Source organism: Halorubrum sp. DM2 (assembly GCF_901686465.1).
In the GTDB taxonomy this organism is placed as follows: domain Archaea; phylum Halobacteriota; class Halobacteria; order Halobacteriales; family Haloferacaceae; genus Halorubrum.
In genome coordinates this window covers 53,731-65,565 of sequence record NZ_LR594487.1, presented here as the reverse complement: position 1 = coordinate 65,565, position 11,835 = coordinate 53,731, and the positions used below count along the sequence as shown (strand labels likewise).

The 11,835-nt window shown below is 60.9% G+C and carries 12 protein-coding genes; 7 read left to right on the top strand and 5 right to left on the bottom strand.

The window, feature by feature from the left end; genetic code table 11:
- Window positions 1-31 precede the first annotated feature (31 nt).
- From QOL69_RS00340 to QOL69_RS00325, 4 genes are all read right to left on the bottom strand, one after another.
- Complete coding sequence (locus QOL69_RS00340; protein WP_048078369.1) at window positions 32-226, bottom strand: hypothetical protein; 195 nt, start codon at window positions 224-226, stop codon at window positions 32-34.
- 325 nt (window positions 227-551) lie between these two features.
- On the bottom strand, window positions 552-2,135 hold the full coding sequence (locus QOL69_RS00335) for a transposase (protein ID WP_283401587.1): 1,584 nt from the start codon (window positions 2,133-2,135) through the stop codon (window positions 552-554).
- Window positions 2,136-2,215: 80 nt separating this feature from the next.
- Window positions 2,216-2,845 carry a nitrous oxide reductase accessory protein NosL gene (locus tag QOL69_RS00330; protein ID WP_283401586.1) on the bottom strand — a complete coding sequence of 210 codons (630 nt, stop codon included), beginning with the start codon at window positions 2,843-2,845 and terminating at the stop codon, window positions 2,216-2,218.
- Window positions 2,846-2,940: 95 nt separating this feature from the next.
- Entirely contained in the window at window positions 2,941-3,732 is a 792-nt protein-coding gene (locus tag QOL69_RS00325; RefSeq protein ID WP_006630620.1) for a sulfite exporter TauE/SafE family protein, read from the bottom strand.
- 266 nt (window positions 3,733-3,998) lie between these two features.
- Between QOL69_RS00325 and QOL69_RS00320 the strand changes: the two genes are divergently transcribed.
- The 4 genes from QOL69_RS00320 to QOL69_RS00305 all read left to right on the top strand — a co-directional run bounded on the left by QOL69_RS00320 (window position 3,999) and on the right by QOL69_RS00305 (window position 8,861).
- Window positions 3,999-4,973 carry a deoxyhypusine synthase gene (locus QOL69_RS00320; RefSeq protein WP_049906728.1) on the top strand — a complete coding sequence of 325 codons (975 nt, stop codon included), beginning with the start codon at window positions 3,999-4,001 and terminating at the stop codon, window positions 4,971-4,973.
- A 155-nt stretch (window positions 4,974-5,128) separates the two neighbouring features.
- Window positions 5,129-7,186 carry a NosD domain-containing protein gene (locus tag QOL69_RS00315; RefSeq protein WP_283401585.1) on the top strand — a complete coding sequence of 686 codons (2,058 nt, stop codon included), beginning with the start codon at window positions 5,129-5,131 and terminating at the stop codon, window positions 7,184-7,186.
- Entirely contained in the window at window positions 7,183-7,998 is an 816-nt protein-coding gene (locus tag QOL69_RS00310) for an ABC transporter ATP-binding protein (protein ID WP_006630623.1), read from the top strand. Before QOL69_RS00315 ends, QOL69_RS00310 begins: the two co-directional genes overlap by 4 nt.
- A complete protein-coding gene (locus QOL69_RS00305) occupies window positions 7,995-8,861 on the top strand; it encodes an ABC transporter permease subunit (protein ID WP_283401584.1) in 867 nt (288 codons plus the stop codon). Before QOL69_RS00310 ends, QOL69_RS00305 begins: the two co-directional genes overlap by 4 nt.
- Window positions 8,862-8,902: 41 nt before the next feature.
- On the opposite strand, the gene QOL69_RS00300 is transcribed toward QOL69_RS00305, so the two are convergent.
- Window positions 8,903-9,256, bottom strand: a complete 354-nt coding sequence (locus QOL69_RS00300; protein ID WP_283401583.1) for a DUF7471 family protein — start codon at window positions 9,254-9,256, stop codon at window positions 8,903-8,905.
- A 164-nt stretch (window positions 9,257-9,420) separates the two neighbouring features.
- On the opposite strand from QOL69_RS00300, the gene QOL69_RS00295 reads away from it, so the two are divergent.
- From QOL69_RS00295 to QOL69_RS00285, 3 genes are all read left to right on the top strand, one after another.
- A complete protein-coding gene (locus QOL69_RS00295; protein ID WP_006630626.1) occupies window positions 9,421-9,921 on the top strand; it encodes a winged helix-turn-helix transcriptional regulator in 501 nt (166 codons plus the stop codon).
- Window positions 9,922-10,028: 107 nt separating this feature from the next.
- Window positions 10,029-10,754, top strand: coding sequence for an SCO family protein (locus QOL69_RS00290; protein WP_049906732.1), 726 nt, complete (start codon window positions 10,029-10,031; stop codon window positions 10,752-10,754).
- Window positions 10,755-11,297: 543 nt separating this feature from the next.
- Window positions 11,298-11,726: a CopG family ribbon-helix-helix protein gene (locus tag QOL69_RS00285; RefSeq protein WP_006630628.1), complete on the top strand. Its 429-nt coding sequence runs from the start codon at window positions 11,298-11,300 to the stop codon at window positions 11,724-11,726.
- Window positions 11,727-11,835 lie beyond the last annotated feature (109 nt).

The following is an 11,835-nucleotide window of genomic DNA, read 5'->3' as shown; positions in this document are numbered from 1 at the left end:
TACGGGTGTCGAACTCGGGGTGGCGACCGACTCAGTCGCCGTCCGCCCGCCGGGCGGTCACCCACGCCGAGACGACGGCCATGAAGCCGGCGAACCCGCCGATCAGCACGGCCTGCGTCCAGTTGAAGCCGAGCAGCGTCCCCGCGACGGCCGTGACGAGCAGGAACGCGACCGTGAGGGCACCGATCGTCGAGCCGAGGTCGGCCGAGGCGTCCGCGTCTGTCATACCCGAGCCTGATGCCGTCGGGCGATAAAACGGCCGATCAGTCGCGGATTCCGTCCCGATCGAACCGTCGACAGCTGCGGTCCGAAGGCAGCTATAAATTATATTTCGCGATATCAAATTCCGTTTCGAGGGTGTTCACAGTTTCGGAGGATAGGCCAGTTTCAGATCGAATTAGCATCTATTTGTGGCGCATCTCATCGATCAATCACCAATCAAATCCCTGCTGGCCGTATCTACCGGACGAACGGGCGAAATTGCGTGAATTTTGTCGCTCCTGAATAGGGTTGCCACTCCCAAACGGTGAGCTTAGTGGGGGATCAGCCGGTTAGTCGTGTGGAATCAACGCCGAGGCAACGAGTTCAACACACTCACCTGCGGTAAGTACGGGTGCGTAGTCCATCTCGCCGTCGACGTCCGCTTTCAGCAAGAAGTCGGTGAGCCGCCAGATATTGTACAGGAGGACCGCGAACACGAAGTAGAACAGGCGAACGCGGTAGTCTTTCGAGGAGGTCTTGGCGAGAAAGTCACCTTTGATTGATTTGTACTCACTCTCGATCTGCCACCGGCGACTGTACCGTTTACAGAACGCCTCGGCCTCGTCGGGTCCCACTTGGAGATTCGTCGCGAAGACGGCTGTCCCCTCCCCACTCGTCGACGGCACGTACAGCAGCCGCATTGGATGCGATCCAGATTCCACATGGACAGAAGCTGACTCAACAGCCACCTCTTGGTCGTCTTCCTCCATTTGTTCGAGTACATCCCGTTCGGAGCTGGAGACCCGCTTCGGAATGAGGTAGTTCACATCCAGGTTTGAGAGTGTCTGGAACACTTGTGTCGAGTCAAACTCTCGATCACACAGCACTGTCTCGATTGGAACATGCTCCTTCGCTCGTCGAACGAGCTGTCGCACAGTACGATGAATCTGATTCGACGGGTTTCCATCCCACTCGGAGCTCTCTCGGACCGGCTCAACGGCGAGAACGAGCGGGATATTCTGTCCAATGATTGAGAGTGTGGCGAATTTGAACGCTCGACCGTCTTTGTCTTTTGTCCCGCTGACCATCGGCATTCCCTCGACCTCTCCGTAATAGGGAATGGTGGTGATGTCGATCGCGGCAGTGACTGGTCGCCGGAACGATGCTTCAGAGGCGATCACGGAAAGCAAGCGATCTATCGTCTCGTTAAAACTATTCACGAGCTCTTCGGGATCAAACTGCTTGACTGCTCGGAGGTGGGTATCTCCGTGGGGACCGTACTCTTTGCCCCGCCGATACTGGAAGCGAGTCGCTCCTTGGGCGGTGCCACAGCGGACCATTCCCATGAACGTCTGTAACTCGAAGAATTGTGTGTCCTCATAAGAGGCGTTTGAGGCCCGGCCAGAGTCGAAGTGACCGAAGGCGTGGTCGCGTGCGAGGCGCGTCATCTGGCCGATTTTCTCCTGTGAGAAGGATTCGTCTTCTACTGAGTCTGCGGATTCCTCAGTATCGTCGACGATCTCTGCCTTTGGCCGAACCTCGGGCGCTAGGATGTTGCGATCGTGGACCTCTTTGACAACGAAGTTGGCGGTGGCGTGGACATATTCGTGGGTCGTGTCGTTGAACCGGTTCCGCCACGCCCGCGAGAAGGCTGATTCGTCTGGCACTCGGCTGAAGCCGAGAATACTGGCTACTTCTGGTTGCCGTGTAAGTCGTCGAGTGAACTCGGCGTACGAATCGCCCGTGATCTCCATGAACACAGACGAAAAGACCATCGCACGAAAGGAGAGTGGCGCAGGATGCCACGCTGGATACTCGTCTTCGATCGCGTCAATCGAGTGGTCGAGGCTCTCGAACGCAGTGACGAGGTCCGATCCTCCGAGTTCGTTCCGGATGGCGATCCCGAATTTGTACGCTTCGCACAAAGAGCGCATTTGCGGATGCTCATCACAAGCTTGGCTATCAAAACCGTTCATAGGATTGCTGAGGTGGAGATCGGGGTGAAGAGGCAGACCTACTTCATCCCAGTCATTTGGATCCCCTCAACGAGTGATCTGTCAATATCGTCGTACCCGAGAGTGCGCCCACCGTGATTATTCGCGAACGTTTCGGCTTCATCACTGTCAGAGAACGGCAGTAGGTCCGGACCCATTCCCCCCATCACGTCCGTTTCGACGGCGTAGGTGAGATCAGTCGCATCCGCAAAGGTCTCCGGTGCGGTCGGCGCTGGCATCTTCTTCCGTTCAGTTCCTTCAGGGATCTCCCAGTTTACGCGAGAGTAGTCCGTAACGTAGATTGCGGTCGCCTCCGCACCGTCATCCACCATGTCGAAGTGATACGGAAAGAGCCCGTGTGCGAGCGTGTGGAACCAAGCGAGGTACGCTGTCTCTTCAGCGTCCTCGGCAGGTCCCTGTTTGGGTTCCGGCTGTGTGTCGGCGTAGAAGATCTGTCCGTTCGGTCCACCGTGGTCTCCGATCACCATTCCGCCTTGGTAGTCCGTTTTTTGTCCCGACAGATCTACCGGTTCGGGAGTCGACTCGGCAGAGCTACCGAGACAACCGGCGAGACCCATCGTAGCTCCTAGACCGATCGCGTGAACAGCGTGTCGACGCGACACTGACCGCTGATTGAACTTGAGATCCATACGTTACCGTTCGCCCACGTACCGAATACCATTCTGGTGCGGCCGTCGAACGCCGTCTCCCCAGTAGAGCGAGCGACCCGCAGAACGTGTCAGTGTCACATCCCGCCGAGCGGCTGGTAGTGGGGGAACATCGGGTGCGGGAGATGGACGCCGAGCGCCATCAGTCCGTGTGCGAACAGGACGTACCCTAAGACGACGAACACGACACCGAGCAGGCGATGGACGCGACGCCGGTGGGCGACGTCGATAGACTGGATGACGGTTCCGTAGAGGAAGACGGCCGGGATCGTTCCGACACCGAGGGCACCGAGAGCGATCCCGCCGGTCGTCGGGGAACCGCTCGCGAAGGCGAACAGGTACGCGGGATACAGCATCGGACAGGGGAGAAACGCGTGGACGGCACCGAGACCGACGATACTCGGGCTGTTCACGTGACGGTGAACTCGCGCCGCGAGCCACGACGTCACGCGCTGGACGCCCGGTATGCGAATATCGCCGCCACTCCCCCCGATAACGTACCGAACTCCCGTCGCCACGATGAATCCGCCCACCGCGAGGCCGACGGTACCGCGCAGGAGGTCGGCGACCGGCGTCAGCTGGTCGGCGGTAACGAACACGACGCTCCCGAGCGCACCGAAGCCCGCCCCGAGAATCGCGTACGTCGTCGCTCGGCCGACGTTGAACAGGAAGTGCTGTCGAACTTCGTAGGTCGTGAGATGCCCGGCCCGTCCGTCGTTGACCGTCGCGGTTCCGCCGTCCGGCTGCGGCGTCATCTGTTTCGAGTACATCGTGACGAGCGGACCGCACATCCCGATGCAGTGTGCGCCGCCGAGGACGCCGATGAGAACGAACAGCGCGACGTCGATCCGGAACAGCGATTCGATCATAGGTGGTGTTAGTCGCCGACCGGTTTGTGTCGTCTGGTGCGATCCTCGACAAACAGACCTCGTCGAGTGTCGCGACGATATCCGAGAATTGTCACCCTGTGGAGCCCGCGATTGTGCGCGTTAGGTCTGTGAAATCCGTTACAGAGACAATTCTTGACCCGGTTCCGGTCAATACGGATGGCCTGACGCCGGGTCGACTCGGACGTACCGAGAGACTGGTGGCCGATTCCGAGTTATTCAAGCCGGCTGTCAGACTATTCGGTAGTATGGACGAAGATAGCTCTCACACGAACGTCGTCCCTGGGAGTGATGAGGAACTCGACACGGCGAACGTTCGCGGCTACGATTTCCGTGGGGAATTTGATTTTGGCGAGATGCTCGACGCCTACGCGACGACGGGGTTCCAGGCAACGCAACTCGCGGAGGCCATCGACATCGCCGAACGCATACAGGAGGCGGACGCCACCGTCTACCTCACGTTCACGTCGAACATCATCTCGTCGGGGCTGCGCGAGACCGTCGCGTACCTCGTTCGAGAGGGGTACGTGGACGTACTTATCACGACGTCCGGATCGCTGACCGAGGACGTGATCAAAACGGCGAAGCCGTTCAAGATGGGGAAATGGGACGCAGACGAGGCGTCGCTCCGTGAGCGTGGAATCAATCGGCTCGGCAATCTCTTCGTCCCCTCCGACCGGTACGTCTGGCTGGAGGAGTATCTCTACGACTTCTTCGACGACTTCTTCGCAGAAGAGAAGATCAGGACGCCGACGGCGTTCGCACGCGAGTTAGGCGAAACCCTCGACGATGAGGACTCGGTCCTGAAGCAGGCGGCAGACAACGACGTGCCGGTGTACTGTCCGGCACTGACGGACGCCGAAGTCGGCAACTTCCTCTACTACTACCGTCAGGGGTACGACTCAGACGTCGGTATCGAGATACTGGACGACTACGACTCGCTCATTGAGGATGGGTTGTTGGCGGACACGACGGGCCTCATCGCGGTCGGTGGTGGCGTGCCGAAACACCACGCGATCATGACGAACCTCTTCCGCGGAGGAGCGGATTACGTCGTCTACATTTCGACGGGGATGGAGGGCGACGGATCGTTATCGGGTGCACCGCCGAACGAGGCGGTCTCTTGGGGAAAAATCAAGGAGAAACAGACGAACTACACACAGGTCGAAGCGGAGGCGACGCTCGTCTTCCCGCTGCTCGTGGCGGAGGCATTCAAACGTTGACACCCTCCCCGCGCTGAAGCGCGAGGCCCTCTCCTCGATTCTCCGTAACACTCCCGGTACAGTACCCTCTCGGGGGTGAATCTCGCAGTTGACCCGAACTACGCGTTCGAGAGTCGCACCAGATCCGATAAGTCGGTGTAAGCCGAAACCACCGTGTGGCAGTTTTCGCTCCTGATGACGACCGGTCGCGACGCGTTCGTCTCGCGGTCGCCGCGGTCGTGGCTCTCGCTATGGTCGTAACTGCGGGCGCGTTCGTCGCCGATCCGGCCAAGTCGGTTCCCGATCCGGTGGCGTACGACGACACCACCGAACTGGGGCTCTCGTCGGAGACCGACGAGCTGATGGCCGGAAACGCGACGCTCCCGCGGACGCAGGTGTTCTACTCGCAGCTACAGTACGTTGTCGGATACAACGGGATCGGCTCGTTCGTGACATCTCTGTCGGATGGACGGACCGAGCGCCAGTTCGGCTACCCGCTCGTCGCGTACGTCGAGACCTTCGATCACCAGAATCCGGACACGACCAGCGACGGGCTGTTCACGGCGACCGGAGCCGGCGGGTGGACTCCGGCCGAGGAAGCGCACTACGTCGTCGACAGCGACGCCCGCACGCCGGCCGGCGAGGCCGTGATCCCCTTCCGAAGTCGAGAGGCGGCCGAGTCGTTCGCGGCTGACCACGACGGATCGGCGGTCGGCTGGGAATCAGTCCGGAACCGCTCGTTCGACGTCGACTCCGCGGCAACGGTGCGGTCGCTCGCACCGGATCGGTGGCAGGCGGCCGACGATCGGATCGCGAGGGCGGAACGGACTGCGGACCGCCCCGTTTCGGTGGTCGTTGGCGAGGACGCGCCGACGATCGACGCAGCGGTTGAGGTGGCACCGTCGAACACGACGGTCGTCGTCCCAGAGGGAGTGTATCGTGAGACGGTGACGGTCAACGAATCCGTAACTATCGCGGGTGACGGCGCGCGGATCACCGGCGACGGCAACGGATCGGTCGTCACCGTTCGCGCGGCCGATGTCGCCATACGGGGACTCCGGATCGACGGTGTCGGAAACCGGACGCGAGACCCGGAGGCGGCGCGTGCCTCCAGAGACGAGGAGATCGAGCCGTGGGACGCGAACATCCAGAGCGGGTACGGCCACGGCGACGCCGGGATCCGAGCGATCGCCGCACCGGGGCTCGTCGTCGACGACGTCGTGATCGAAACGAACGCGAGCGGACTCCTGTTGCGTGAAGGATCGCACGCGGTCGTCCGCGACCTCCGCGTCGACGGGTCCGAAACCTGGCGGAACGGATTCATGGGGATCACGGGGATGGAGTCGCGCGTGACCGTGACTGACAGCCGGTTCGAGGGCGGTCGTGACGGGATCTACCTCCATCGCGCGGACGGCTCGATCATCCGGAACTCGACGTTCACTGACAACCGGTACGGCGTCCATCTCATGTACACCGGCGACGCGCTGGTCGCGGACAACACCGCCCGCAACGAGCTGTTCGCGGGGATCACCGTGATGACCCGTCCGTCCGGAAACGCGATCGTCGGCAACGACGTGCGGAACTCCAGTGCGGGGATCCAGTCGTCGGGGACGCGGACGTACATCGCGTACAACACGCTGGTCGACAACGAACTCGGGTTCTCGACGAGTGCGCGCAGATCGCTGTACGAACGCAACGTGGTCGTCGACAACGAATTCGGCGCGCGTGCGACGACGGTCGTCCCGTCGAGTCGCGTCGTCGCGAACGACTTCGTCGGCAACGACGACCACGCCGCCGCCGGTGCGGGCGCGCTCCGCGTCTGGGCCGACGGCGATCGCGGTAACTACTGGGAGGGAGCGAACGTCGGACCGCGGCCGTCCGGAGAGCGGGCGTACCGTCCGACCTCGCCGGTCGACGCCGCGCTCCACCGCGAGGCATCGGCCGTTACCGTGCGCGAGTCGCCCGCGGCGGCTCTACTCGATCAACTCCGCGGCACCGTCCCCGGTGCCCGCTCCGGAAGCATCATCGATCCGATACCGGCGTCTGAGCCCTACGATCCCGAACGAATCGACGCGGTGACCGGTTCCGACGCCGAACGTGAGGGACCGATCCACGCGGACTGGCGAGCCGAACTCGGCTCGCTCACCGACGAGCAGGACACGACTCATGAGAACACGACGGATCAGAGTATGACAAATCGGAACAGTGCCAGAGCCGTGGGTGACTACAGATGAGTGAGCGCGCGCACGCTGAAGTCGTCGACCTGACTCGGACCTACGGCGGGGTCCGGGTTCTCGACGAGGTCTCGCTCTCGATTACCCCCGGTATCACCACGGTCGTCGGTCCGAACGGCTCCGGGAAGTCGACGCTGCTCGGCGTCCTCGCGGGAGCAGTTGAGCCGACTGCCGGAGCGGTACGGTACGCTCACGAGGGTAGTGCTGACGACGGGAGTGACAAGCGGATCGGCTACCTCCCGCAACGGGTCCCGTTCCGTGGTGAGTTCACGGCCCGAGAGACCCTCGGCTTCTACGCGGCGCTCGTCGGTGACGATCCCGATGCGGCGCTGGCGGACGTGGGACTTGCCGACGCAGGCGACAAGCGCGTCTCGGCGCTCTCGGGCGGGATGCGACGCCTCCTCGGGATCGCACAGGCGACGCTCGGGAATCCGACGATCGCGGTGCTCGACGAGCCGACGAGCGGGCTCGATCCGGAGATGCGCGAGCGAGCATTCCGAGCCGCAGCGGCCCGTGCGAGCGACGACACTGCCGTCGTTGTCAGCTCCCACGACCTCGACCTCGTCGACGCGTACGCCGACGACGTCGTCGTACTCGACCGGGGTCGCGTGGCCGCGGCGGGCTCCCGCGATCGTCTGATCAACGACTACGGGGTTGACGACGTGAAGGGGCTGTACCGCGCGGTCGTCAACGATAGCGTGAGCGCCGAGAGCGATATCGGTACCGGTGACACGGACGGCGACGACGGCTCTACGGATGCGGATGAGACCGTGTCGGAGTCCGTCCACGTCACGGGGGTGTCGGACCGATGAGTCGGTTGCTCGCGGACATCGGGACCGTGTTCCGTCGCGAACTGGTAACCGTTCGACGGACTCCTGGCTACGCCGTCCTCGCAGCAGGACTTCTCATCGTGCTCGGCGGACTCGTCGCGGTCGGTGGGGGCGGGGGGACCGGGTTCGTGCCGGCAGTCGTCGATCTTCTGCTCCCGACAGAGCTACTCGTCCCGCTTCTCGCGATAGTGCTCGGGTACCGTGCGCTGCTCACGGACGCCACGAGCGGCGAGTTCGCTGTGATACGGACCTATCCCGTGAGTACCGTCGGCTACGTTCTCGGCGTGTTACTGGCGCGTATCGCGGCGCTCGTCGCGATCGTGGGCGTTCCCTTCGCGCTGGTCGGGCTATACGTCTGGATAACTGCGACGCCGGACACAGGAATCTTCGCGACGCATAGCGGAGTAGACTCGCCGCTTCTTTTCGTGCGGTTCCTCGCGTTCGTCCTCCTCTTCGGGACCGCGTACCTGTCGCTGGCGGCAGCGGTCTCGGCGCTGGCGTCGAGCCGACGGAGCGCGATCGCACTCGGTCTCCTCGCACTGCTCGTCGGCGTCCTCGGCGGCGACCTCGCGATCCTCCGGTCGCTGGCGGGAGGTATGTCTCCGGAAGAGATCGCCGGAGCGATCACGCTGACTCCGAACGGGGCGTTTCGCGGACTGATCTTCGAACACGTTATCGGCGTCGCTTTCACCCCTGACGGCAGGTTTGTTCAAACTAGCCGCGCGGTCGGCTCACTCGTCGTCTGGATCCTCGCCGGGATCGCGGTCGCTGTCACGACGCTCACGTACGCCGCTCGGGTTGATGTCGTCGTCGAGCGGGCCCGCGAGCGGTTCGGAGAATACTGAGACGAAATTCGATTCCCAATCGCTTCGGCAAATATCGCTGTTCAGTCTGAGACGGTGTCGTTCCCGACCGATCCTGGCGCATATGCGTACACCGTGTAGAGAATGATCGCTGCGATCAAAAAGTCGAGACCATGTCCGACGAAGTGGTGGATCGGCATCGGCACGATACCGAGGATCGTTCCTGTGCCCACAATCGACCGGAACAACAACATGCTGACCGCGACAGCGATCAACTGGTACTGTGCCCCTTGGCGGCGACGATACGCGACGGCGCTGACGACGAAAAGGATACCCGTACCCATTCCGGCGACGAGTGCAGCCGCGAGCAGCAGTAGTGATCCCTCCACGGACCACCCATCGATCGCGGACAACAGGAGGGCGATTGGCTGCGTCACAACGGGCTTTGAACGGGGACGAATAAGAAAACGACCCTTCGATCGGGACTCCTGTGTCGTTCTGAGCCGATTTGTCGGCTAACGTCCCGGTTTCGTCCGTTCCCAAGCAGAGATAACGAACGCACACGTTTTACTCGGGTAACGGTTAGGTCGGCTGACCACAGATGCCGGACACCCGGACGCAGATCCGACGCCACGTTTGCGACACACCCGGTGTCCACTTCAACCAGGTCGGCCGCGATCTCGATATCGCGACCGGGCAAGTCCAGTACCATCTCCGCCGTCTCGTCCGTAACGACGAACTCGCCGTCGAGCGGATCGGCGGCCGCACACACTACTTCGACCCGTCGTTCGATCCGTGGGAACGACAGGCTCTTGCGTTTCTCAGACGAGAGACCCCCCGGGAGATCCTCATCCGGCTTCATGCCGACGGCCCGAAGCGACCGAAAACGCTCGCGAGCGATCTCGATCTCGCACGAAGTACGATCTCGTGGCACGTCTCGACGCTCGCGGAAAACGGGATCGTTGAGAAGTCCGACGATCGGCCGATGACACTCACATTGAACCGTCCGGACCGCACGGCCGAACTCATCGAGATCGTGTCGCCGTCGCTACCGGACCGGCTCGTCGATCGGTTCGTCCGGACCGTCGACGAGTTCTTTTGAGTGATCACCGCCTCGCCGAGTTGATTATACGCACAGATCGGATACGGGAACACGCATTCGAGGATCACACCAGATACCTCAAGTCCTCAGATCGACCACGATCGAGTATGGATCGACGAACGTTTTGTAAATCGACTGGAGCAATAGGTGCGACTATCGGTACCGCTGGTTGTCTCGGCGTGCTCGGTAACGAAGGTGCTGAGGGAACTGTCCTCGGTCCCCCAGAACAGGACCTAAGCGAGGCCGTTCACCCGAGCTACGGCGATGAGATGCCACATTTCACCGTTCCGGACCCGATCACGAACGAAGAGATCTCAATTAGTGAGTATGAGGGTGAGCGTGCCATCCTCTGGACGTCGTTCTACACGAACTGCCCGGACGGGGTGTGTCCCGCGCTCATCCTCCGCCTTCGTCGGGCACAGGAGGCTGCTTCCGAGGAGGAATACAGTGACAGGATAATGTCTCTTGCGATCACATTCGATCCTGAACGCGACACTGCCGAGACGCTCCATGAGTACGCCGGTCAGCAGGGAGTGAATCTTGATGCGAGCAACTGGCACTTCCTCCGCCCAGAAAGCTACGAACGGGGCCAGGAACTGCTAGACGAGAAGTTTGGGCTCGTGATCGAGAAGATTTCGGCCGATGAGCACGACGACGAGCACGAGAACGATGGGCACGACGATGAGCACGGGACTCTGGAGTACCAATTCCCGCACTATGGGCTGATCCTCCTCGCAAATAAGCAGGGGATCGTGGAGCGTGCGTACCCGAGAGGGCCGCAAACGGACATCGAACGGCTCGTGAACGATGTCGAACGGGTTGCCACGACATGAAGCGCCGGTCTAGCGTACTCGGGCTCGGTGTCTTTGGTGGAAGGGTATGCGCTGGTAGAGTCGGGCTGTGTCGTGCTCGTCTTCCTCGCAGTTATTGCCCATGCTGCCACACTGACGATAGAGACCGCCGCGCTCGTAGTGAGAATCCACGCTGGGGTCGTCGCAATCCTAAGCCGCGACTGCGGTTGCGACAGGTGTCGACCTCCTGAGCAGCGCTACTCGTGAGGGCTCGCGTCGGGGCGTTAAAACAACCTGCTGGCGTCGTAATTATCGTCACAGGCGCCAGCTAACTCTATCTCGCTCTCGTCGTTTATTTTTGACATCCTCCCCGCGCTGAAGCGTGAGGCTTTCTCCTCGATTCCGCATAAGTTCCGACACAGAAGCAGGAAGTTCCGTCCCCAACAAGTGAGAGCCGGGTAGGCCCGAGCGCGGTAGGACAGAGCAGTTCACTTGTGTATTTGTTTGTGTTGTCTAGATCGAGCTACGATAATTGGGATAGCCTAGACAACAATCTTTAATAAATAAGAACCGCTATCTTGTTATATGAGCGTCGTCAGCGTTTCAATGCCGGAAGAGTTGCTTGAGCGGATCGACCAATTCGCAGATGACCACGGGTATACCGGTCGCAGCGAAGTGGTCCGTGAGGGGAGCCGGAATTTGCTCGGCGAGTTCGAGGACAAGAAGCTCGAAGGTCGCGACTTGATGGGTGTTGTCACAGTGCTTTTCGATTACGAGACGACAAGCGTTGAGGAGAAAATGATGCATCTCCGTCACGAACACGAAGACATCGTCGCCTCGAACTTCCACAGTCACGTGGGGGGTCACCACTGTATGGAACTGTTCGTATTAGAAGGATCACTCGAAGACATTTCGACGTTCGTCGGAAAGATTCGAGCGACACAAGATACGATCACGATCGACTACTCTGTATCGCCGGTAGACGACTTCGGCCCGCTGGCAGACATAAATTAATTCTTCCGCACTTCTCGCGGAAATTATGTCTCTCTAGCAACTCCTACGTCAAGAGTATCTAATATGTTAACTATATCTTCTCAAATCACAGGAATTATTATAATTCAGA

What these genes read in the sequence shown, in the direction of transcription:
- QOL69_RS00340 (WP_048078369.1), bottom strand. Translation starts at nt 226, where the DNA reads ATGACAGACGCGGACGCCTCGGCCGACCTCGGCTCGACGATCGGTGCC.
- QOL69_RS00335 (WP_283401587.1), bottom strand. Translation starts at nt 2,135, where the DNA reads ATGCGCTCTTTGTGCGAAGCGTACAAATTCGGGATCGCCATCCGGAAC.
- QOL69_RS00330 (WP_283401586.1), bottom strand. Translation starts at nt 2,845, where the DNA reads ATGGATCTCAAGTTCAATCAGCGGTCAGTGTCGCGTCGACACGCTGTT.
- QOL69_RS00325 (WP_006630620.1), bottom strand. Translation starts at nt 3,732, where the DNA reads ATGATCGAATCGCTGTTCCGGATCGACGTCGCGCTGTTCGTTCTCATC.
- QOL69_RS00320 (WP_049906728.1), top strand. Translation starts at nt 3,999, where the DNA reads ATGGACGAAGATAGCTCTCACACGAACGTCGTCCCTGGGAGTGATGAG.
- QOL69_RS00310 (WP_006630623.1), top strand. Translation starts at nt 7,183, where the DNA reads ATGAGTGAGCGCGCGCACGCTGAAGTCGTCGACCTGACTCGGACCTAC.
- QOL69_RS00305 (WP_283401584.1), top strand. Translation starts at nt 7,995, where the DNA reads ATGAGTCGGTTGCTCGCGGACATCGGGACCGTGTTCCGTCGCGAACTG.
- QOL69_RS00295 (WP_006630626.1), top strand. Translation starts at nt 9,421, where the DNA reads ATGCCGGACACCCGGACGCAGATCCGACGCCACGTTTGCGACACACCC.
- QOL69_RS00290 (WP_049906732.1), top strand. Translation starts at nt 10,029, where the DNA reads ATGGATCGACGAACGTTTTGTAAATCGACTGGAGCAATAGGTGCGACT.
- QOL69_RS00285 (WP_006630628.1), top strand. Translation starts at nt 11,298, where the DNA reads ATGAGCGTCGTCAGCGTTTCAATGCCGGAAGAGTTGCTTGAGCGGATC.